Below are 22741 nucleotides of genomic sequence, written 5' to 3' on the forward strand. Positions count from 1 at the left end.
TCTTCTCCGCACACGCGGAGGTATTTCCGCTATCGCACAGATTCCCGCAGGGTTCAGCCGCTCTTCTCCGCACACGCGGAGGTATTTCCATAACGCTGCTTGAACGCCGCCCAGTACTGCGCTCTTCTCCGCACACGCGGAGGTATTTCCGGAGCACCGTACCTAGTCGGCGATAACGGCCACTCTTCTCCGCACACGCGCAGGTATTTCCTGGCAAGCCTTCCTCCGCGACCACGAGCAGGACTCTTCTCCGCGCACGCGGAGGTAGTTCTCAGGTACCAAGCGTCAAGCTCGCCACCTACCTTGTGGCCCCAGCCTCAACCCCCTATCGCTTCCGCAGCACCAGCATCAGGTTCGACACCGCGAACTCGCGCAGCCCCGGCACGTGCACCATCCACCAGGCCCACCACGGGTGGTAGCGCGGGAAAGCGGCCAGCAGTTCGCAGTCACCAGCCTCCGCCGCAGCGCGCGCCCACTTCAACCCTTCACCGCAACCGACCTTGAACAGCGACTCGCCAAAGTAGTTCTTCGGCCGCTTGCCGTGCTTCTTCTCATACATGCGCCGCGCGCGGTCGCCGCCCAGGTAATGCGTCATCCCCATCTCGTGACCACCGAACGGGCCGTACCAAATGGTGTACGAGTACACGACCAGCCCGCCCGGCTTGGTCACGCGCAGCATTTCCTCACCCATCGTCCATGGCTCGGGTACGTGCTCGGCAACGTTCGACGAGTACGTCAGGTCAAAAGCATCATCGCGAAAAGGCAGCTCCAGTCCCGATCCGCGTACCGACGACTCCAGCTTGATACCCGCCGCCGCCATCTCGCCCACATCGGGCTCACAGGTGTAATACTCCACGCCACGCTGGGCAAACGCGCGGCCAAAGTACCCAGGGCCGCCGCCGACATCAAGGATGCGCTTGCCACGCAGTGCGGTGTTCGTCGTAACGCTTGACGACGTGCCCGCCGGCCCCCCTGCGCCCGTCGACCCCGCCGCACCATCTGCCCCAGCCGCGATGCCTTCTAGGAGACCGATGGTGTCCTCGGCCAGGTGTCCGTAGAAGATGTCGGGATCGGTTTGCTCGTATTTGAAGTCGTTGAGCAGCCCGAATGAGCGCGACAGCGTGGCGAAGCTGCGCAGCTCCCTTAGAGCAGGTGGAACAATAAAATCGGGGAAGCGAAAGCTGGTCACGTCAATCAATCTAATGGACTAGATGGGCTGTGGAAGATGGATTTGAGCTAAAGCGGCAAAGAAATCGCCACCGAGCGTTAAGCTCATATTGTTATGAAAATCTTACTGTTGTGTTGGCGTGACACTGGCCACCCCGAAGGTGGAGGCAGTGAGCGCTATTTGGAACGCGTTGCGGGTTACCTTGCCAGCCAAGGCCACACCGTGGTGTTCCGCACGGCCAGCTACCCAGGCGCACCGGCACTGTCGCGTCGTGACGGAGTGACTTTCTCCCGCGCCGGTGGAGATTTTTCCGTCTACGTGCGCTCTTGGACCGCGATGCTGGGGGCTAGATTTGGCGTCGGGCCAATTGCCAAGGTGCTTGGTGGCAAGCCCGATGTCGTGGTTGATACCCAAAATGGCGTCCCCTTTTTCGCTCGGATCTTCTCCGGCGCGCCGACGGTGTTGCTGACACATCACTGCCACCGCGAGCAGTGGCCAGTGGCGGGCCCGATTATCAGCAAGCTTGGGTGGTTCATCGAGTCGCGGTTGTCGCCGATGATTCACCGCCGCTGCCGCTACATCACTGTTTCCGAGCCAAGTGCCGCTGAGCTGGAAGAACTCGGAGTGTCGCCGGGACGAATTGCGGTGATTCGCAATGGAGTGGACCCGATTCCGCAAGAGGTGCAGTCAACCGAAATCATGGCTGACCTGTCCGAGTGCGACGGCCCAGCACCCCATCTGGTGACGCTGTCGCGACTGGTTCCGCATAAGCAGATCGAGCACGCCATCGACGTGCTCGCGGATCTCGTTCAGGATCGCCCAGGTGCGATTCTCGATGTCATTGGCTCGGGCTGGTGGCACGACAATCTCGTGGAATATGCCCGTGACAAGGGTGTATCTGACCACGTCGTCTTCCACGGGCAGGTCACCGAGGCGGATAAACACCGCATCCTCTCCAGGGCGTGCCTGCACCTGATGCCGTCCCGCAAGGAGGGTTGGGGGCTCGCCGTCATTGAATCGGCGCAGCACGGCGTGCCGACGGTCGGTTACCGTTCCTCGGCGGGCTTGCGCGATTCGGTCAACGACGGTGAAACTGGCCTGCTGGCCAGCGATGAAGCGGACCTGATTGCCAAGACGCGCCAGATTCTCGATGACGGTGAACTGCATCGCGCAATGTCCAAGGCCTGTGTCGCGCGTGCTGCGGAATTTGGCTGGGATAAAACTGGAGAGGCGGTCCTGAAAGTCTTGGAGAACCCAACTCTGGACAAGCTGCTACCTGCGGCGGGGCAACAGCGCTTCCAGCAGTGCTGCGAGTAGCCCAGCGAGCAGGCAAAGCGCCCAGATTCCAAAGGTCAACCACGCAGCCGCGTAGGCACCCTGGCTCGGTCGCGTGGTCGGCTCGATAACACCGGGAACATGATATAGCTGCAGGTCAGAGGTGGTATAAACCGGATCCAAAGCTGCCACAATGTCAGCGGAGTCACCGAAGTTGCCGGGCGAATTCTCCACAAGGACCCAGCCAATGCCCTGGTCTCGAAGGCTCTGGAGGGCTAAATCAACCTCAGCCGGCGACGTCGCACCGCCGAGTAGCGTTCGTTCAACGGTTGTGGCTCCCTCGCCGGATACTGATTGCCCCGAGACGATCAGCTCGCCAGAGCTCACCACCGGCGCGGGCAAAATCTTCGTAGCCGGATCGAGCACAGGACGCCCATTAATGATGCGATAAGAACCGGCAGGAAGAACCGCAACGCTATCGTCGTCAAGCGCGACGACACCGGAAACCGCAGACCACCCCTCCCACGACGGAATGGGGCGCAGTGGAGCGACATCGGCGGGTAGCGTGGGGACAGCCGCGATGATGATGAGCGCGCTGACCCCAGCAGCCAGCCACTGACCAACATCGGCAGTGGCGCCACGCGCGCGGCGCGCCAGGTACTCCGCACCACTAGCGGCGAGAATGACATAGGCGGGGACGGCGAGTGCGATCCACTTCTGGGCATCGCGAAGTAGACCCGCACTCGGGATATGCTCCAGCGCCCAGCCCATCACCAGAATGCCCGGCGTTGTCGCGGCGAGAGCGACGAGCACAATGCTCACGGCGCCGGCAATCATCAGACCCCGCCAGCGCTCCCGCGAATCCCAGACACGACGGAACCCCAGACCCATGAGTACCAAGAGCACCAGCACCATAATCGCTGAAAAACCGGCCTCGCGAGTTAGCGGCACAGCCTGCTTATTCCAGATGCCACCCAGCCCCAACAGGCTGCCGAGCGTGCCGACGTGAGCCTCTGCTCTGGCCGCAAATGCGGCAGCGCCAGCCGCATCGGAGGGCCCCGCCGCACTGGGGTTCAGCAAAGATGCGATCAACCACGGCGAGCTGACCGCTACTGTTGTGGTCGCGATCCAGGCGCGATCGCGGTTATTGCGGGCGGCGACAAGGCCGGTGATACCAGCCAAAAGAGCACCGGTCGGTGTGAGACCCGCTGCGGCAATGACACTGGTGCGCCACAAAGCACTGCCCATCTGCGTTGCCAGAACAACTGCTGGAAGTAGCAATACAGCGATGACCAGTGACCACTGCCCCTGCAGTAAGCGCTCGACCACGAACGGGTTCCAGAGCAGCATCGTCGGTGCAATCAGTTGGCTGACCAAACTCGGAGTCATTCGAACAAGCCCCGAACCAGGTGTGGCACTGGCGCCGGCGCCAGCGCTGTCGAGTGTGAGCCTGCGGGCGAGCTCAGCAGCTGCAAGGCCGCCGATTAAGCAGGCGCCAACCATGGCAAAGCGCACCCAATGGCTGGCATCCACAAAGTAGCCCAGCGCCCACAGGGCAGTGTCCTGCGGAACTGCTCGTGCCGCAGCGGGGCCGAGCCCCAGGGCTGCGTCGGTAAGCGGTGGGTGATTGGGGATGACCATGTCGCGCAGCAGAAACATCGGTGCCCCAAAGCGACCCTCATCCGGTGCCTTGTGCGGGATAAAGAGCGGCCAGCACACGGCAGTGGTCAGCATAAGAATCCACGACAACACAAAAACCCAGGCGACTCGCTCCGAGTGAGAGCGAGCCGACTGGGTCAAAGTAGTGCGGAAACGTTGCGTCACGTGCCCTATATTAAATTATTTTTAGATTCCCTCAGTGAAACTCGGTGTAAGCGAGTGTCTGAGGAATCCTAGCGGTGCCGTAGCTTGGCCTCTTAGGCAGACTTGCTGCGAATACGGAAGCCAATCACGATCAGGACCAGGCCGAGGATGCCGAGAATCCACGGTGCGACAGTGCCACCGATAGTCAGCGACTTACGTGCGTCCTTCGCGCGGTCCATCTGGCGACCCTTGGAGTCTTCGTCCCACTGAGCGGTGTACTTCATTGCGGTACGGTTTTGCTCCTTGGCCTCCTTCTCACGGCCAGCCTTAGAAGCAATCTCTTCGGCTTCCTTCTGATCCTTGGCGTAGAACATGAACATCTCTTCAGTACCGTTTACAATCACGCCAGAAGTCGGCTCGACGCGAACAGTACGGACGTTGGTGTAGTAACGATCCATCTCGACGTCGCCGTCACCCTCCAGGCCCCACTTGTGAGCCGGGAAGCTCAGGCGCATGGAAGCCAGCGAGGACTTGTCGGCCTCGGTGAGTTTGCGGCCGTCACGAGTGAAGTGCTCGGTCAGGGACTCGTAGAGGTTCTGCGGCGGAATCGTCATGGAGTACTTGTAGACCTTGACGCCGTCCTGAGTTTCCTCACCGACGAAGTCGATCTCGAAGTTACGCATCGCCTGGACGTCGTAGTACGGGTAGGACTTCTTCTCAGCGCCAAACGGGAACTGGTACTGGATGCCCGGACGGGTGAACGTCGGTGGCTTGGTGTCCGAACCGCCCTGCGGTGCGTTAATAGCAACGCTGGAAATCGGGTCATCTACCGGGTACGCAGTGCTGCGGTCGACAGTGATGCGGTCAAGGGTCGCATTGATGAGGTTCTTCGGCTCTTCGCGGTCATCGCGCAGCAGAGTGGTACCGACCTGGAGGGTTGCGATCTTGTCGTCAGCCGGCTCCTCAATCTCTACGTGGCGCTTCGACTGCATAGGAGTCTTGTCGTTGATGAAGCAGTGGATCGGGAGGTCGCGCTTCTCTTCGTCCGTTTCTGCCTCACAGCGCGGGTCATTCTTGCGGTTTGGTGTTGGCTCATTCTTGCCCAGCTGGCCGGAGTCCAACAGAGTGCCGTCGCGCACCTCCGTGATGGTATCGCTCACAGTGTCAAGCGGGATGACCCGGAGGCGCGGCACCAGGAAGGTTGGCAGAAGGACGGCAATGACAATCAATGCAGCACCGATGATAATCAGTGCATGTCCGAGAGTTCTCTTCATCAGCGGATAGTCCTTTAACTGTACGTAACTTTCTGCTGCAAAACCTAGCAGGAAGTTAGGAGCGTTGTGGTGTGTTTTTTAAAAATAACTTGTCAGGAAAACAAAAGAATTTTGGAAAAACCGGCCTGAACAGGACTTATTTCATAATAAAATACAAGTGATTTTACTCATTCCGGTATCCGTGTAAGAAAGTACTATGACGTCCAAGGCATCTGAGGCAGCGCCGAACGTCGAGCTAGCCTCCGCGACAAATGTAGCGCCGAACTCCGCGCCGAGCACCAGCTCGCACACCGGGTCAGGCTCGTCGTCAAGCTCGGCCACCACCTTCCGTCCGGGCTTCCTGCCCTCGCTGGAGGGCCTTCGTGCTGTGGCTTCGATGGGTATCATCGGCACGCACGTCGCATTCCAGACCGGGCATGATGTGGGGGCGCTGTGGGAGCGTGTCCTCGGCCGCTTCGACTTCTTTGTGGCCGTCTTCTTCGTGCTGTCCGGATTCTTGCTGTGGCGTTCTCACCGCTCGGGTTACGGCGGAATCCCCCGTCGGAAAGCGCTGGCTGATGCTGACGGTGGGCGGAAAAAGAGCTGGGCGAAGTACTACAAGAAGCGCGTCGCGCGCATTATGCCTGCCTACTGGGTGCTGGTACTTATTGTGCTTATCGTACTGCCGGTGGGCCGTGGGGCGGATCTCAAAATTTGGATGACAAACCTGACGCTGACGCAGGTTTATTTCTCCGGCTCGCTGCACGGTGGGCTGACGCACCTGTGGTCGCTGTCGGTGGAGGTCGCGTTCTACATCACGCTGCCGCTGTTTGCCATCGCACTGAGCCGGTTGGACCCGCATCGCCAGCAGGGGCGTCGCATAGTGGCACTTACTCTGCTTGCGATTTTGAGCTTCGGCTGGCCCTACCTGCCGCTGCCGTACCCGGAAGGCGTAAACCCGCATATCCAGCCAATTGCGTACTTTTCCTGGTTCGCCGCTGGCATGATTCTCGCCGAACTGGAATCGCTCCAAGGCGTCGATACCGATGCCGCACGCGCGAAGGTGGAAACCATGCAGCGCTGGGCTCGCCGCCGCCCACTGTGGCTGGCGATCGCCGTTGGTGCGCTGGTCCTGGCTTCTTACCTGGGGCCCGAAGGGCTAGTCGAACTGACCAACTGGGAATTCACCCGCCGCCTGCTGTGCGGTCTGGTCTTCGGTGCCGCCATCATCGGCCCCTGGACGATGGCGCCGGAATCGCGCTTCCTCGAACACCCCATCATGCAGGCGCTGGGGCGCTGGTCCTACGGTATCTTCCTCTGGCACGTGGCGATGCTCTCCATCGCATTCCCGCTGCTTGGTGTGAAGCTATTTACTGGCCATCTTCTCAGCGTCACCATTGTCACGGTCGCACTGTCGATTCCGGTGGCTGCCGCCTCCTACGCGCTTGTCGAGGAACCCGCACGTCGCTTCTTCGCACGAGTCTGGGTCAACCGCTAACAGTTTTTAACCAGCATCATTGCCGGTGTCGTCGGCGTCATTGTCGGCGTTGTCATCAGCACCGTTGCCCGAAAACATCGAGCAGCATGCCACAATCGTCAGCGCCGCCGTCAGCAGTAACTGCAGCGGCCAGCCAGCGCCGGCGTAGTCATCCTTTGGCCACGGGTTCGTCGCCAGCACCATGCCCGCAATCGTCATCGTCGCAGCAAGCGCCACAATCAGTGCGTTTCGCACGTTCAGCCACGGCTTGACGACGTCCCCACGCTTCCGTGCCCAGAAAGCCCCACCAAGGGTAGCGGTAACCACCACGAGGGCAACGACCACGCCAGGCCAGCTGGATACCAATGTCACTGTCGCGGCAGCGGCAATGCCAATAGCCGCCCGCGGCAGGTCATTGCCCAGCGAAGCCCTGGGAATCGGGGAGGGGTGAGCGAATCGTCGCCAAGCGTATGCCAGCCCCACAGTGACCAGCGCATACACGGCTGCGAGTGCGCCGCCTGCGAGGATTCCAGTCCGCCAGGTCTGCTGCGGTGGGTAGGTCAGCTCGACTGCGCCACCAACGCCAGCCGGAATCGTCCAACCCTGCTGCCATCCAGAGACTGTTACCGGATTCATGGCGGCACCTCCGACTCGCAGCTCGTGGCCCGCATTGACGGAGATGGGCAACCACACAATGCGGTCGCGGTCGCTAGCACCGATGGTGCCACTCAGATCGATTGGCGTGACCTGCTGCTGCTCGGCTGACGGCGCGAAGTAGTCGGTCGAGGTAAGTGATACCCAATCGGACTTGGCATCGATGCGCCATGGGCCCGGCGAGAGCTCAATCTCTTCGCCACAGGTCAGCTCACGGTGATCAGAACCGTCACCGCGCTGGAGGCTGGCCCACGGATCTCCGATGTTGCTGCGGCAGGTGTCCGCATCGACCTTCACCTTTACCGGCTTCGGAACAGTGAACAGGCGCACCAGCGTGCCCTCATGAATCTCTTGACCAAAGACCCAACGCTGTGCCAGCGATGAGGAATTCGGCACCACCGGGACACGAACCGGAGTGAGGTCCTCCGCTATGTCCTTGTCGGAAAGCTGGGTCTCCGCATCGGAATCTGGGGTAGTAGTTTCGTACGCATCGAAATCAGTGTCCCGCTTTGGAATCACCAGCTTCAGCTCGGAAATAGAAAAGCCTACAGGGGCAATCTTTGCAGTGATAAGTACAGATGTGGTCTTGCCGCCAGGCAGTGGAATACGAGTCGTCTCACCCGGGACCAACTGTACGGAGCTGGAAGCCGTATCAGTCTGGATGCGCAGTTGCACTGGAACGCGAGCACCGGTCAGGACGAGCACCGCGTTGTCGGTTGGCTTCTTCCAGGAAAGCTTGACCCACTCAGCCTGGCTCTTGCCCGCCAAGGGTTCCCACCAGGTGGAAGTGTCGCCGTCGAGCATTGCGTTGACGGAGTGGTCGGCGGATGCACCACCGACGTTGTATGGCTCCGAGGCCGACGACGAAACCTCAATTGTGGCCCGGCCCGTTGCCGTCTGCGTCAGCGGAAGCCCAGCGACGGGGTAGTCCGGAACGAGGTTGCGGACATATGAATCCTCGTCTTCGGCCAGGATTGCCGACTCCGCGCCAACGACTTCACCGTAGTTACGGCCGCGGCGTGCAGGAGTGTCGGTGACCGTTCCGGCATCCTTGCCAGACAGAATGCGCACTGGGGCATCGGAATCGACCTCATCAAGCCGCGGGAGCACCTCGGGACCACCGGCGACCAGCGGCACCTGCGCGGTGTCCACCAAGCGCGGTGACAGAGCGTGATTGCGCAGTTCCTTCGGTCCTGCACCCCAGATCTGGATAGCAGTATGGCCGTCCTCGTCCGCAAACTCTGCCACCTTTTCCATGGTCGGGGAGTCCTGCAGCGTGGAGGTAATGGCGCGCAGTGAATCGCCTCTTGATGCCACTCGCAGGTCGTGGCGGACCAGTACATAGCCGATGCCATTGTTGCGCAGTGTGGCGTCCAGCGCCGGTACTTCACGCCCACGAGTCAGCGAATTGCGCAGACCATCGAGGCCGCGAATCGCCTCTGGAGGCGCCAATGGCACGGTATCGCGGACGGCCCAGGGGACGTCGGCAAGCGGCTGGAGTGGTTCGTCACGAGTATTGCCCCACGTCTGATCGGCAAACGGTGATGACGGTACGACCAGCGTGCGGGTGTCCTCGCCCTGCTTGTTCAGCCAATCGGCGGCCTCGTGCCAGTAGCCCGGAACCTCGGAAAAACCTCCTGCCGGAGCTAAGCGAGCACTCCACGCAGGTGCGGTGGCGCTAGCGAGAACCACCAGAACCAGCATCGATGCGATAGCGCGCGGGTGCTTCTCCGGGTGCAGCCACTGCTGCCAGCCGGTGGTCGCTTGAGCTACGGCTGGAACCTTGGCATCGGTGTTTTCGGCGTCAGCATCAGCACTCGCCTTCTCCGCACGGTCAATCGCAGGTTCCCGCCACGGCCATGGCAGCTGCGCTGTCGCATGAGCGAAACCGATAACGAGCGGCAGGCGCACAATAGTGTCGAATTTGTGCAGGTTGCGTACCGCTGCGAGCGTGGAATCGAGCATCTCTCGAGCCGATTCCCACACCAGTCCGAATGGCTCCGTCCAGGCCGCCATGATGACAAGCCCGATGAGCATCATCAGCAGCCACATCCGGCGCAGCGGCAGTGAACGCATGACCAGGCCAAGCAGTCCGATTGCTGCGACAGCCATCGTGGCGTAGATCAGAATTGGCTCCGCGACCAGCGCATTTCCGCCCACGCGCTCAAAAGAGACAAACGGCGTCCACGAGGTAGCGCCGCGCAGCGTCTCGCCGAGGCTCAGCCAGCGAGTGGTCACACCGGAGGACTCAATGTAGTCCGTAAACGGTGGTGAGTACTTGCCCAGCAGTAGCAGCGGCACGATCCACCACATGCTGACCGCCGCGCACGCAGCCAGCCAACCGCCGAGCATCGCCCATGCGCGCCCACGGCGGGATCCCGTAAAAGCGAAGAAGAGCAGCATCAGTCCGGCAGGGATGCAGGCCGCAGCCGTACTGACGGCGTTGACTGCGCCAGTGCACAGTACAGCTAGACCGGAAAGCAACACAGCGCGGGTGGTCGCACGCCAGGGCAGCTCTTCGCGCCGGGCGGCAACCCGCAGTAATGGAAGGAGGATCCATGGCGCTAGCGCCACAGGCCAGGTCTCGGACGAAATCGCGCCCAACGTCGTAATTACGCGCGGCGACAATGCGTACAACAATGCCGCCAGCACGCGCGAGGTATGCGTGCCGACGCCGATAGCTTCGGCCACACGATATGCGCCGGTAAAAGCCAAGCAGAGAGTGAGACTCCACCACAGCGCCTGGATAATCCAACTGGGCGCTAATACGTCGGGCAGCAAACTGAACAGGGCGAAGAATGCGCCCTGCGGAAAGAGGTAACCATAGGCCTGGTTCTGGAGCTGTCCCAGCGGCATGGTGTCTGACCACATGTTAAGCGATGCGGACAAAAACCCGATGGGGTTTTCCGTCAGGTCGTGCTTGGTGTCAGCGACAGTTTTGCCGGGGGACTGAATGAATGCCAGCAGGCACAGCAAAGCCCACCAGGGTACAAGCACGCGCTTACGCGCTCGAACAAAGGTGGGCATAGCTTTAAAGGAGGGCTAGCGTTAAAGGGTTAACGCTGACCGTATTCGACACCGCCAAGCAGAGCGTCATCGGTGGAAACAGCCTGTGCTTCCGGAATTCGGTCTTCGGTCAGAGCCTGGCCGATGCCGAAAATTGCGGCACCACCGAGAAGGGCACCAATAAGCGCCGAGGCCAGGGCGGGGCCAACGCTACGACGCTGCTCGGAATCAGTTTCGTATGCCATGTTGAGGACTCCTCGTGTGCATTAAGTCAATACTGTTTATAAAACTACACTCTGTGACTTCTGTAAACCAGTGGAACAGCTGGGAATCTTTCCCTGCCTTGAATTTTGAGTGGCTTCAGTGGTCATTGAGTTTTCTTAGTTGAGAGGTTATACCATTTTCTATCAGCTAAGTAAGTTTTTGAAAATTTTCTAGAAATTTATTCCTTTTCCCCTGGAACTACGAGGACTGGGCGACCAGCATTCTTGAGCAATGCGTCGGAGGTGGAGGCAGTAAATAGTCCGCGCAGACCAGTGACGCCACGAGTACCGGAGATAATCACACCCGCATTGAGGTCGTGAGCTGCGTCGACGATAGCCGACCAGATAGTAGTTTCGGTCTCTACCAGGTATGGCTCCGCGACGAAGCCGGCCTCAGCGGCAATTTGCACGCCCTCACGGCAAATGCGTACAGCCTCGTCGTGAGCCGGATCGCCGTCTTCAGTAGTGGCATCCCAATCAGGTTGCATCATGCCTGAGGCGCCAGCGGTACGAGCTGCAGCGCGCTGCAGGGGCTCCCAAACAGTCAGAATGTAGGCAGTTTTGACGCGCAGCAACTTTCCGGCGTAGGCCAGTGCCCGCTTGGCTTCGTCGGAGCCGTCGTAGGCAATGAGCATGGAATCAGAAATCGGTTCAACCATTTTCAGTTCGATCCTTACGTCAGAGATAGCTGGAAGACTGTCAATAGATACAGAAAAAGAGATGTCGCTGTAGTCCAGGATAGGGCAACAGCGACATCGAGTACGTCAATTTTTCAGGCTACTCCCGGCCATTGGTGGCAGAAGCACTGAACTAGCCGAACAGGCGTCCGAGGAAACCGCGGTTTGCACCAGCCGCCTTAATTTCTTCATCGGTGTGCTTTCCGCCGCACCACTGATCTGCCGGAACAGTTGCCTTTACCTGGTCGATGTGCTGCCCGCAGCCAGCCCAGGTCGTCTTGTGGCAAACATTGCATTCAACGGGTCGACACATACTTCATCAATCTCCTTGAGGGGCGGCCAACCTGCCTGCTGGCCAGGGGTAGGGGCGTGAGGGCAATGCCGTTTCACTACCGAAAATTATCCCCTATTCAAGTGGAAACGATAAATCGACCGGGGGAGTCGTAGCCGGCTAGAGAGGCATTAACAGGAAGCGGTAACGTCCACTGTTATGGCAATAGAAGAAAAACCGGGGCAACCACAACCAAAAGCTACTGGTACCTCGAAGAATGCCATTACACTCGGCGTTCCCATCCTCGTCATAGCAGTAATCGTTGCGGCGCTGAACTTGCGCCCGAGTATCGCGTCGATCGGCCCGGTGCTCGATCAGCTCCTTTCCACCCTCGGTGCATCCTCCGCCTTTGGTGGTCTGATTACGGCCATTCCGGGGCTCGCGTTTTTCGCGATTGGGTTGTCTGCGGTGTCCGTCGGCAAGCGCATGGGGCTAAGCGGCGCGCTCACACTGTCAGCGGCGTTGCTATTCGTCGGCCTTGCGGTGCGACCGTGGGTGAGCAGTATCTGGCTATTCCTACTGTTCACTGCGCTGTCAGTTGCTGGTATCGCGCTGGGAAATGTGCTGCTACCTGCGTGGATTAAGGTGCACGGCGGCCGTCATACGGTCGTGCTGATGATGCTGTATTCCAGCATGCTCGCCCTCGGTGGCGGCCTGGGGCCGGCGACGGCGTTTTTGATTAGCGATTCACCCGAAGCGTCCGCAGGCAGTATCGACATGTGGCGCTGGGCGATTGCCGCATGGGCGATTACCGCCCTGGTGCAGCTCGTCGTGTGGGGTCCGCTGCGTGCGCGCATTGGATTCGACTACCCGAAGGCGCCGGTCAGCTCTTCGGCAAATACACCAATCTGGAAGTCGCCGACAGCCATTGCACTGGCGGTCTTCTTCGGCGTGCAGTCTATGAACGCCTACGTTCTCATGGGCTGGATGCCGAAAATGCTTATCGACGCTGGCATCAGCGTCAGCGTAGCCACCGCAGCATCCATGCTCGTCCAAGGGTTGGGCATCATCGGTGGTCTGCTGATGCCGCCGCTGATTGCACGGCTTCGTACCATGTCCTACGTCGCTTTTAGTCTCGGCTGTCTTTTCTTCCTCGGCTATCTGTTGATGATTCTTATCGACCAGCGAGGAGCGGCAGCAACTGGTGCGGGATACGCTATCGGCGCTGCGTTCCTGCTGGGTGTGGGGGGTTTTTGTTTCCCCATGGCTATCGCGCTGATTCCAGCTCGCACTCGAAGCCATGAGCTGACCGCGCGGTTGTCCGGCTTCGTGCAGCCAATCGGCTACATTTTCTCCGCAGTCGGGCCATTCCTGGTGGGCGTGGCCGCCGGAACCGCGGAAACATGGACCCCCATTCTGATTGTGCTGCTTGGCACCACCGTCGTGCTTGCAGTGCTTGGACTGATTATCGGTCGGCCAACGTTCATCGATGACGAATTGGCCGACCGTGGTATCGGAGAAAAGAAGTCGGGGCGCATTCAGCTCGACTGAATATAGGGGAGTTAGCTCCACTGTTTTTAGGCGCGAGCCAATTTAGCTTTGAAACTATGACAAAGAAAAAGAATTTAATCGCGCTGGCCTGGAGTTTTATCCTCGGCCTGCTGTTCATTCCGGGATTGATCGTCTCCGTCGTTCTTCTGCCGTGGATTCCGCTCACCAGCCGCGGTGCCGACTGGCTTTCCCGCTGGGCAGCATCGTGGTCGGGCACCCCAATCCCCAAGCGCGTGACCAATCGCTGGTTCGACATCCGCAACTTCGTCAACCTGCTCGTCCAGTTGGTCATTGGGTTCGTCACCTTCACAGCCTGGGTCGGCGGTGGTTTTACTGTCGGAGTGCTCTTCGCTGCACCTTTCCTGGTTGACGAACTGGAGTTTTTCAGCTGGACTCTGACGGATCCCGCGCAGAAGATCACTGTTGGCTGGGTTTTCGCAATCCTCTTTTTGGTGCTGACCATTGCCATCAACCTCGGTGCCGGCTTACTGTCCATCTGGCTCTCCCACGCCATCCTCGCACCCTCCAGTGAGGAAGTCACTCAGTCTCGTGATGTGCTCATTGACTCCTTCTCCGGTGAGCGCCGCCGCATCGAACGCGAGCTTCACGACGGCCCTCAGCAACACCTGACCGCCTTGAAACTCAACATTGCCGCTGCTCGCATGGGTAAGACTGAAGAAGAGGTAGCCGAGGCGCTCACCGCCGCCGATAACAATGCAACGCAGGCGCTTGCACAGCTGCGCTCCGTGGTGCTTGGCATTGCCCCGCCGGTACTGTTTGAAAATGGACTGGTCGCTGCCGTGAGGGAGCTGGCAGCGCACTCTGGCATGGAGGTTTCTGTCCGTGAGGACGGTGTCTCAGACTTCGGTCCGCTCGATGAGACCACAGCGTTGCTCGCGTACCACTGTGTAGCGGAAGGACTGACCAATGCCACTAAACATGGCCATGCCCATCGGGCTGACATCACTCTCGCGGTTCAGACTCCGAAGAAGGCGCTCGTGTCGCATCTCGGTACGCTTATGGTCACTGTGCGCGACGATGGCGTAGGGCTCGAAGAACCAACGAGTGCGGGCGCTGTAGACGTCGTAAAGCATGGTCGGGGCACCGGCATTGCGGGCCTGCGCGAACGGGCGGCAGCGCTTGGCGGAACCGTGTCGCTCGCCAACGCCGACGGCGGTGCTGAATTGCGGTTGGAACTGCCCGTTCGTCAAGGAAGGACACGATGAAAGTACTGCTGGCCGAGGATTCCGTGCTCCTGCGCGAGGGGCTGACCGGCCTGCTGCGGGCGTTGGGGCACGAGGTCGTCGCCGTCGGCGATGCAGATCAGCTGCTCGCCGCTGCTGAAGGGCAGGTGTTCGATGTCATCGTTACTGACGTTCGGATGCCGCCGAGCATGCGTGACGACGGCCTGGTCGCGGTATCCACATTGCGTCAGAGCAACCCCAACCAGCCAGTTGTCGTGCTCAGCCAATACGTGGCGGCCAGTTACCTGGATCGCCTGCTGCAGCATGGTGGCTTTGGGTACTTGCTGAAAGAACGTGTCTCGGATGTCGAGCACTTTGTCTCAGCACTGGAAGAGGTACGAAGTGGCGGTACCGTGGTTGATCCTGAAGTGGTCGCGACGCTGCTTACTGCAAAGCAGTACGGTATCGCCACGCTGACTCCGCGTGAGCGCGAAGTGCTCAATCTGATGGCGCAGGGGCTCAGTAATAAGGAAATAGAAAAACGCCTGGTACTAACCGCAGGCGCTGTGAGTAAACATGTGGCAAATGTGTTCTTGAAGCTGGGTTTCCAACCGGAAGATACAAACCGTCGTGTCAAAGCCGTGTTGCGGTGGCTGAGGTACACCGCGCCGTCGCCATCCTCGTAAACCGCGACCACGTAAAAGCCCCACGCCAACTCCTCCGAAACGGGAGTCGGCGTGGGGATTATGGGTAATTGGTGCTACTCGGATATAAGAAAGGCGAGGGTGGAAGCCTCGTCATCGACGAGACGCAGGCTCCGACCGTGCGGTTGATCTACCAGCTGTTCCTTGATGGGATAGCGATCAGTGAGATTAAAACCGAGCTCGCTGCCCGCAAGATTCTCACCCCGCGCGGGAAAGAAGTGTGGTCAACCTCGACAGTGTGCTCCATCCTGTCCAACGAAAAATACAAGGACGACGCCCTGCTGCAAAAGACGTTCACCACCGATTTCCTTACTAAGAAGATGAAGGTCAACGAAGGCGAAGTACCCCAATACTATGTATCAGGTAATCATGAGCCGATTACCGAACCGCGTATCTGGGATCAGATGCAATACGAACTCGCCACCAGGCATGGCAACATATAGTCAGCGAAAGTCGGGTTGTTCTCCACCCGGCTGGAATGTGCTCGGTGTGGGGCGTGGTATGGGCGTAAAACGTGGGCGTCGAACACGAAATGCAAAGACGCAGTTTGGCAATGCAACCATAAATACACAGACGAACATCCCTGCAGCAGCGCGACGGTGAAAGACGAGCAGATCGAAGCGCTGATTGCGGAAAACCAGCGGTGTGCGCTCGACCAGGACGCCTGCCAATCCGCGTACGCCGAACTCGATACTACCTACCGTAAGACGCTCGCACGTAGAACAAGCCTGGAAAAAGATATCGCAGCGAACACCGCCAAGCACGCCGCCATCACCACAACCCTGAATGATCTGACAGGGGAACCTGTGAGCGAGTTTCACCCCGCACAATGGACCGCACTTATCGACCACGCCATTGTCACCGAGGACGCGATCCGGTTCGTGTTCCGCACCGGTGAACAGGTGAGGATTGCCCTGAAAGGGTGATGTTCGTATCAGTTGACGTGCACAGTAGACACACCTCCCAGAAATATAGTAAGGTTAGGCATGCCTAAGAAGGATGGTGCTTACGTGAACGAAAGTGCAACGGATCAGGTTGTTGAAGGCGAGTATGGGTCGGCGAAGGAAAAATCAGTCGCTGGCCAGAACGCGATCCGTCAGCTATCGCAGCCGGTGAAAGGCAAACTGTTTATCGCGCAGGCCTTAACGTTCGCCTCTGGGGTGTTGGCTATCGCACCCTATGTGGCTTTGGTGGAGCTGGGAGCTGCGCTGATGCAAGACCGGGTGGACCCGGCGCGGGTGAACTGGATCGTGATGCTCCTTGTTTCTGCTTACATGGCGCGGTTGACTTTGTATTTTGTTGCGTTGGGCGTGACGCATTTTATTGACCTGTCGTTGCGTAATCAGATGCGTCGGCAAATTGCCGCCCGAATGTCGACTGCTCCGCTGTCGTGGTTTACCCGCGAGGGCGAAGGGAAGATCCGCAAGACCATTCAGGATGATACGGCCACGGTGCACACAGTGATCGCACACGGGCCGATCGAGAAACTGAACGCAATCGTCTCCCCGCTCGCCTTGTTGGCCTATGCGTTCGTGGTGGATTGGCGGCTCGCTCTGCTGTCGATTGCAACGATTCCGGTTTATGTGGGCATGTATGGCATGTCGATGCGAGGGATGAATGAGAAGACCGCGGAAATGGACACCAAGCTCGCTCAGGTTTCGGCAACGATGGCCGAGTTCGTTGCCGGTATCTCAGTGGTGAAAGCGTTCGGCAAGGTCGGCCAAGCACATAAAGCCTATTTAGATGCAGCTAACGAGTTTTCTAAGTTCTACCGGGCGTGGTGTATGCCGCTGGTGTCGATGTCGGTCGCCTCATTTTCGTGGGTGTCGATCCCGGTGCTGTTGATCGTGAACCTTGGCGGTGGCGCGTTGATGATGAACGCCGGTTGGGTGAGCATCTACGAGGTGATAACGACGACGTTGATCGCCTTGGTGCTGCCGGGAGCGTTGATGGCAGTCGCAACCATCGCCTGGTCTTATCAGCTCGCAGGTTCAGCGGCAGTACGGCTGGTGAATGTCATGGAGCTACCGGCGTTGAGTCAGCCCGATGCGCCACAGACACCACACGGTCATGATATCGAGATTCGGGGTGTGTCGTATGCCTATGACGACACCCAGGCATTAGACGAGGTGAGCCTGAGCATTCCGGCAGGCACGGTGACCGCGCTGGTTGGCCCGTCGGGTGCGGGGAAGTCGACGTTGGCGAGTTTAATTGCCCGCTTCGATGACCCGGACGCTGGCACGATCACCATCGGCGGGGTTGATCTAAAGAGCATTTCCCAGGATGTGTTGTATTCGACGGTCGCATTCGTCCTGCAAGATGCACAGCTTATTCGCGACACCATCCACAACAACATTGCCCTGGGCGCGCGAGACGCAACCTTGGAGCAGGTGCGGCAGGCAGCGAGAGCAGCGCAGATCGACGAGTTCATCATGAGCCTGCCCGATGGTTACGACACTGTGTTGGGGGAGGACACCCACGTTTCGGGCGGGCAGGCAGCCCGTATCGCGATCGCCCGGGCGCTCATGGTTGATGCCCCAGTGTTGGTGCTGGACGAGGCGACGGCGATGGCGGACCCGGAATCGGAATCGAAAATCCAACAAGCTCTCTCGACTCTTGCCAAAGGCAGAACCGTGATTGTGATCGCCCACCGACTGGCCTCGATCAGAGGGGCAGACCAAATTGTCGTCATGGAACGCGGGGGCATTGCTGTGGTCGGTAAACACGACGAGCTGTTGGGTAATGCGCACTATCAGGCACTTCTTGCCCAAGGTGCATGCGAGGAGATGAAACGATGAATCAACTATTGCTGCCACGCTTTAAGCGTTTGATGGAACCCACCTCGTGGCGAGACCTCTCGGTCGGTCAAGCGTGGGGTGCGGTCTCAGGACTGTGTCACGGCTTTGCCCTGCTCGCGCTACTCCCTGCAGCAAGCGCCTTGGCGACCGGAATGCCGGTGTGGGGGCTGTCGTTTTGGGGCTGGCTCATCGCCTTGGCGGTGTTCGCGGTGCTGGGCGTGGGCACGGAGTTTTATGGCATGCGCACCGGCTATATCGGCGCGCTTGGATTCATTCACGACGTCCACCAGGCAGTAGGTAACAAAGTAGCCCGCCTACCACTGGGAGTGTTCGATTCGGGTAGCTCTGGCCGACTGTCGCGCATGGTCACCAAGGAAATGATGGACTTGGGCGAGTCGGCGGCACATTTCATTTTCTCCCTCGTCCAAAAACTCTCAGCCGTGCTCGTAGTCACTGTGGGAACCTGGTTCTGGGATTGGCGGCTGGGACTGACCTTGACGATCGCGTTCCCGATCATGCTTGCCTTCCTCCATATCTCCCGTGTGCTTCTCGATAAGGGCAAGAAGGTTTCCGAACCAGCCGAGTCAGAGTTGGCGGCTCGCATGGTCGAATTCGCCACCTGCCAAGGTGCATTGCGTTCCTGTCACGTCGCCGACGACTACCCGGCCCTTGATCAGGCTTTCGACCAGGCTGACCGCAAGGGCCGCAAAGCATTGTGGTTCGAAACACTAGCGAACCTGATTAATGGGATGTTCGTCCAAGCGCTCATTGTGGTGATGATCTGGCTCACCGCCCAACTCACCCTCGGCGGGCAGATGAATGCGCTGAACGCCTTGGTGACAATCGGCATGTGCCTGCGGTTCACCACCATGCTCCAAGACATTGGCGGAAATATATCTGGGCTGGAAGAACGCCGCCAGCAGATGAACCACGTCGACAAGGTCATGGACGCTCCCGAACTGTCCGAACCTGTCACCTCCACACCGGTGAGCGCTCCTGGTGATGTTCGCTTCGATGATGTGACCTTCGGCTACGATCCGGACACCCCGGTTCTCCGTGATTTTTCCTTCCATGTCCCGCAAGGCGGCATGTGTGCCCTGGTTGGTCCATCTGGGTGCGGGAAGACGACGATCGCCCGGTTGGTTGCACGTTTCTGGGATGTGCAGTCCGGCAGCGTGCGCGTTGGCGGGGTTGATGTGCGTGAGCAGACCACCGAAGATTTGATGCGCCAGATATCCCTGGTCTTCCAAGACGTCTACTTATTCAATGACACGCTTGAGGCCAACATTCGCCTTGGCAACCCAGAAGCTACCGATGAAGAAATCAGGTGGGCCGCTGACCTGTCGGGCGTGACGGAAATCGTCAACCGCCTCCCAGATGGCTGGAATTCATTGGCGGGCGCTGGCGGGCGTGCACTGTCAGGTGGGGAACGCCAACGAGTGTCCATCGCTCGCGCCTTGGTGAAGAAGGCCCCGATCGTGCTGTTCGATGAGGCCACCAGCGCATTGGACGCGGAAAATGAAGCCAACATTGTTGCGGCGATGAACGAGCTACGCAAGCACTCCACGCTGATCGTGATCGCCCACAAACTGGAAACCATTCGCCAAGCTGACCAAATTATTGTGCTCTCCCACGGTGGGCGTATCGCCCAGCGCGGGCCTCACGACGAGCTGGTCAACCAGCCGGGTCAATACCGCGATTTCTGGCAAGAGCGCATCAACGCAGGCGGATGGCAACTCGTCTAAACACAGCGCATATCAGCACATAAAAGGAAAAACTATGTCCACACGCACATCCTCGCGCCTCAACACGCGCGACTTCATCAACATCGGCGTCTTCACTGCCTTGATGTTCGTCATCGTGTTTGCATTCGGAATGCTCGGGTTCATCCCCGTCGCCATGTATGCCGGCTTCTTGCTTTCTATCCTCGTTAACGGCATCGTCTTTGCGCTGTTCACAGCACGCACTCCGAAGATGGGGGCATTGACCATCATGCTGATCCTCATCGAAATCCTCTTCTTCGTGACCGGCCACTGGGTGGGCGGCATCGCGATCGCCGCTGTATTCGGCCTGCTCGCCGACCTAGTCATCACCAAGGGGCCGAAGAGCGTGAAGGTTCGCGTTCCGCTGGCATACGCACTGTTTATTCTGCCGATCTACGTGTCACCGTGGATGCCGCTATTTATGAACCAAGAGGCATATATGTCGCAGATCGCCGAACAAATGGGCGCCGAGTATGCCGCGAAGATGGCCCAGGTTGTCACTATCCCGATTCTGTTGGGCTTCTTCGTCGTGATGCTCATCGTTGGCTGGCTTGCTGGTCTGTTGGGAACCAGGGTCGCGCGCAAACACTTTGAACGGGCCGGTCTTGTCTAAACTTCCCGACCCGCGCACGATTATCGTAGCGCTCGTCATCGTCTCCACCACGATCTACAGTTCCTACTCGCCGTGGTTCGTGTGTGCTCTGGGCGGATTCGCTGCCGTGATGCTGGCGAGCGCCTCGATCAACCCCAACACGCTCGTGCGCCCGAGCTGGGTGGCCGTCTACCTGGCCACGTTTGCGGTCCTCGGTGGGCTCGTTTATGTGATACCCCTGGTCTGGAAATCAACAGCCAGCGCATTCCTCGTGCTGTTTCTGCAGTGGATGTGGCGATTCAGCGTCAGCGCAGGCATGGGCGCATACGCGATCGGTGTAATCCGACCTGCCACCTTGCAAAAAGCACTAGCCAGCTCACGAATCCCGACTTGTTTGACGATCCCTATCTCAGTCGCGTTACGGGTGCTGCCCGTGATCGGCCACGAGGTTAAAGCGATCTCAGATGCGATGAAGCTTCGCGGGATGTCCGCGCTTTCCCTGCGCGCGGCCCAGTACTTCACGATCCCGCTGCTATCGACCGTGGTGCGAAGCGGGGACGAACTGGCATCTGCTGCCCTTGTACGCGGACTGGGCGGAACCGCAAAGCCTACCTCAGTCACGGTCGTGAAATTCCGGGTGGTCGACGCGGTCATTCTGCTCATCGTTATCGGCTTCGCGATATGGAGAATCACCCTATGACAACAGCCCAAGCCACCGGCGTCACCTTCACCTATCGGGGAGCAGACCACCCCTCAATCACAGACGCAACCATCACCATCACACCTGGAACCGTCACCTTGCTGTGCGGCGCGTCTGGGTCAGGGAAAACTACCGCGCTACGGCTGTTTAACGGGCTGATCCCGCACTTCCACGACGGCGACCTTACCGGAAGCGTCACAGTCGACGACATTGACGTGGCACGAGTAGATCTATCAGAGCTTGCCCACCACTGTTCGACAGTGTTTCAAAACCCGCGCACCCAGTTCTACACCACTCACGTGCGCCAAGAACTCGCCTTCGGCCCAGAAAATCTCGGCCGCGACCCGCAGGAGATTAGTGCCCGCATTGACGAGGTTGCCGCCGAGTTAGGTATCGCCGACCAGTTGGAATCCCGCGTCACACAACTGTCGGGTGGGCAGATGCAACGCGTGGCCTGCGCCGTCGCCATGTGCAACAACACGTCGCTGATCGTCTTTGACGAGCCGACCGCGAACTTGTCCGCTGACGTTATCGACCAACTCGCCACGCTCATCGCCCGGCTCAAAAAAGACGGGCACACCATCATCATCGCTGAACACCGGCTGAGTTTCCTCGCCGGGATTGTCGACCGCGTCTACTGCTTCGACAAAGGCAATATCGCCCTCACCGCAACCGGCGAAGAGTTCTACGCTACCTCGGATGAGGAGCGCAAACAGCTTGGACTGCGATCCCTTGTGCCCGTGCCCATGCCGCAGCTACCGCAACCGGCAGGAGATGGGCTCACGATCGACAACCTCACCTTCGCCTACCGCCACGGAAACACAGTCCTCAACATCGACCATGTGCTCTTCCCGGAAGGGAAAATCACTGCACTGTTGGGCCCGTGCGGGTCGGGCAAATCAACACTGGCACGGATCGTCTGCGGACTTGAAAAGGCCAAGCATACATCCATCACACTCAATGGACAGAAATTCACCAGCCGTGACTCCTACCTTGTGATGCAAGACCCTACCCGACAGTTGTTCTCGGACACAGTCATTGACGAAGTCACGCTCGGCACGACCAAAGCCGAAAAGCAACGCATCGATGCCCACGCGATCCTTGAAGAACTCGACCTTGCCGACCACGAGGCTGATCATCCCCAAGCACTCTCTGGCGGGCAACGCCAACGCCTGGTTATTGCTACAGCGCTTGCTGCGAACAAGAAAGTTTACATCTTCGACGAGCCCACGTCCGGTGTTGGCTACAAGCACCTTGTCGCGATTTCCCGGGTAATGCGTAAACTCGCTGACACTGGTGCCGTCGTCATTGTCATCACCCACGACGCTGAACTCGTTACCGAGGTCGCCGACCATAGCGTCCGCCTCGACCAAATCAACGCCTGCTAACGCAAACGCCTACTTATCATTTTCGACGTCATAGTGGAGCCGATGACGGGAATCGAACCCGCGCCGCCTGCTTGGGAAGCAGGAGTTCTACCATTGAACTACATCGGCACACAGTAGGCGGAATGATTAAAAGCACGCCACGAGATTGGCACAGTAGATGTGACATGCAGGCAATCAGTCGCCCTCTGTAACTTCAATGTAGCACTCTCGATTC

Annotated in this window: 19 protein-coding genes, 1 tRNA gene and 1 CRISPR repeat array; of the genes, 12 read left to right on the forward strand and 8 right to left on the reverse strand. The window is 59.1% G+C overall.

Annotation, left to right across the window (positions count from 1 at the left end):
• Positions 1-272: direct repeats of the CRISPR family, unit length 28 nt; unit sequence TCTTCTCCGCACACGCGGAGGTATTTCC.
• 53 nt (positions 273-325) lie between these two features.
• Positions 326-1189, reverse strand: coding sequence for a class I SAM-dependent methyltransferase (locus tag HMPREF2860_RS00525; protein ID WP_239393066.1), 864 nt, complete (start codon positions 1187-1189; stop codon positions 326-328).
• Between the two features lie 93 nt (positions 1190-1282).
• Between HMPREF2860_RS00525 and HMPREF2860_RS00530 the strand changes: the two genes are divergently transcribed.
• Positions 1283-2485: a glycosyltransferase family 4 protein gene (locus tag HMPREF2860_RS00530; protein WP_070628445.1), complete on the forward strand. Its 1203-nt coding sequence runs from the start codon at positions 1283-1285 to the stop codon at positions 2483-2485.
• On the opposite strand, the gene HMPREF2860_RS00535 is transcribed toward HMPREF2860_RS00530, so the two are convergent.
• Positions 2441-4267 (reverse strand): MmpA family trehalose lipid delivery protein, encoded by a 1827-nt coding sequence (locus tag HMPREF2860_RS00535; RefSeq protein ID WP_070628446.1) that lies wholly within the window; start codon positions 4265-4267, stop codon positions 2441-2443. The two genes, HMPREF2860_RS00530 and HMPREF2860_RS00535, sit on opposite strands and share 45 nt — an antisense overlap.
• Positions 4268-4359: 92 nt before the next feature.
• Positions 4360-5520 carry a cell envelope lipid trafficking protein PgfA gene (locus tag HMPREF2860_RS00540; protein WP_070628447.1) on the reverse strand — a complete coding sequence of 387 codons (1161 nt, stop codon included), beginning with the start codon at positions 5518-5520 and terminating at the stop codon, positions 4360-4362.
• Between the two features lie 196 nt (positions 5521-5716).
• On the opposite strand from HMPREF2860_RS00540, the gene HMPREF2860_RS00545 reads away from it, so the two are divergent.
• Positions 5717-6997 (forward strand): acyltransferase family protein, encoded by a 1281-nt coding sequence (locus HMPREF2860_RS00545; RefSeq protein ID WP_070628448.1) that lies wholly within the window; start codon positions 5717-5719, stop codon positions 6995-6997.
• Between the two features lie 6 nt (positions 6998-7003).
• Here the strand turns inward: HMPREF2860_RS00545 and HMPREF2860_RS00550 are convergent, their stop codons facing one another.
• The 4 genes from HMPREF2860_RS00550 to HMPREF2860_RS00565 all read right to left on the reverse strand — a co-directional run bounded on the left by HMPREF2860_RS00550 (position 7004) and on the right by HMPREF2860_RS00565 (position 11889).
• Positions 7004-10657 (reverse strand): alpha-(1->3)-arabinofuranosyltransferase domain-containing protein, encoded by a 3654-nt coding sequence (locus HMPREF2860_RS00550; protein WP_070628449.1) that lies wholly within the window; start codon positions 10655-10657, stop codon positions 7004-7006.
• 29 nt (positions 10658-10686) lie between these two features.
• A complete protein-coding gene (locus HMPREF2860_RS00555; RefSeq protein WP_005510537.1) occupies positions 10687-10881 on the reverse strand; it encodes a DUF2613 domain-containing protein in 195 nt (64 codons plus the stop codon).
• Positions 10882-11078: 197 nt separating this feature from the next.
• Positions 11079-11558, reverse strand: a complete 480-nt coding sequence (locus HMPREF2860_RS00560) for a universal stress protein (protein WP_070628450.1) — start codon at positions 11556-11558, stop codon at positions 11079-11081.
• A 151-nt stretch (positions 11559-11709) separates the two neighbouring features.
• Entirely contained in the window at positions 11710-11889 is a 180-nt protein-coding gene (locus HMPREF2860_RS00565; RefSeq protein ID WP_016421593.1) for a hypothetical protein, read from the reverse strand.
• 177 nt (positions 11890-12066) lie between these two features.
• On the opposite strand from HMPREF2860_RS00565, the gene HMPREF2860_RS00570 reads away from it, so the two are divergent.
• From HMPREF2860_RS00570 to HMPREF2860_RS00615, 10 genes are all read left to right on the forward strand, one after another.
• Positions 12067-13398, forward strand: coding sequence for an MFS transporter (locus HMPREF2860_RS00570; RefSeq protein WP_016421592.1), 1332 nt, complete (start codon positions 12067-12069; stop codon positions 13396-13398).
• Positions 13399-13454: 56 nt separating this feature from the next.
• Positions 13455-14624: a sensor histidine kinase gene (locus HMPREF2860_RS00575; protein WP_070628451.1), complete on the forward strand. Its 1170-nt coding sequence runs from the start codon at positions 13455-13457 to the stop codon at positions 14622-14624.
• Positions 14621-15268: a response regulator transcription factor gene (locus HMPREF2860_RS00580; protein WP_016421590.1), complete on the forward strand. Its 648-nt coding sequence runs from the start codon at positions 14621-14623 to the stop codon at positions 15266-15268. Before HMPREF2860_RS00575 ends, HMPREF2860_RS00580 begins: the two co-directional genes overlap by 4 nt.
• 71 nt (positions 15269-15339) lie before the next feature.
• A complete protein-coding gene (locus HMPREF2860_RS11210) occupies positions 15340-15729 on the forward strand; it encodes a recombinase family protein (protein ID WP_070429408.1) in 390 nt (129 codons plus the stop codon).
• Between the two features lie 15 nt (positions 15730-15744).
• Positions 15745-16212 (forward strand): recombinase zinc ribbon domain-containing protein, encoded by a 468-nt coding sequence (locus tag HMPREF2860_RS11220; RefSeq protein ID WP_255712742.1) that lies wholly within the window; start codon positions 15745-15747, stop codon positions 16210-16212.
• 84 nt (positions 16213-16296) lie between these two features.
• Positions 16297-18084: an ABC transporter ATP-binding protein gene (locus tag HMPREF2860_RS00595; protein WP_070429427.1), complete on the forward strand. Its 1788-nt coding sequence runs from the start codon at positions 16297-16299 to the stop codon at positions 18082-18084.
• Positions 18081-19829 carry an ABC transporter ATP-binding protein gene (locus tag HMPREF2860_RS00600; RefSeq protein WP_016421586.1) on the forward strand — a complete coding sequence of 583 codons (1749 nt, stop codon included), beginning with the start codon at positions 18081-18083 and terminating at the stop codon, positions 19827-19829. The genes HMPREF2860_RS00595 and HMPREF2860_RS00600 overlap by 4 nt, the downstream gene beginning before the upstream one ends.
• Before the next feature lie 34 nt (positions 19830-19863).
• Positions 19864-20460, forward strand: a complete 597-nt coding sequence (locus HMPREF2860_RS00605; protein ID WP_016421585.1) for an MptD family putative ECF transporter S component — start codon at positions 19864-19866, stop codon at positions 20458-20460.
• Positions 20453-21139 (forward strand): energy-coupling factor transporter transmembrane component T family protein, encoded by a 687-nt coding sequence (locus tag HMPREF2860_RS00610; protein ID WP_070429406.1) that lies wholly within the window; start codon positions 20453-20455, stop codon positions 21137-21139. The genes HMPREF2860_RS00605 and HMPREF2860_RS00610 overlap by 8 nt, the downstream gene beginning before the upstream one ends.
• On the forward strand, positions 21136-22527 hold the full coding sequence (locus HMPREF2860_RS00615) for an ABC transporter ATP-binding protein (RefSeq protein WP_016421583.1): 1392 nt from the start codon (positions 21136-21138) through the stop codon (positions 22525-22527). The genes HMPREF2860_RS00610 and HMPREF2860_RS00615 overlap by 4 nt, the downstream gene beginning before the upstream one ends.
• 34 nt (positions 22528-22561) lie before the next feature.
• Here HMPREF2860_RS00615 and HMPREF2860_RS00620 read toward each other — a convergent pair.
• A tRNA-Gly gene (locus HMPREF2860_RS00620) sits at positions 22562-22635 on the reverse strand.
• Positions 22636-22741 lie beyond the last annotated feature (106 nt).

Origin of the sequence: Corynebacterium sp. HMSC064E10 (assembly GCF_001812505.1) — a bacterium.
Lineage (GTDB): Bacteria > Actinomycetota > Actinomycetes > Mycobacteriales > Mycobacteriaceae > Corynebacterium > Corynebacterium amycolatum.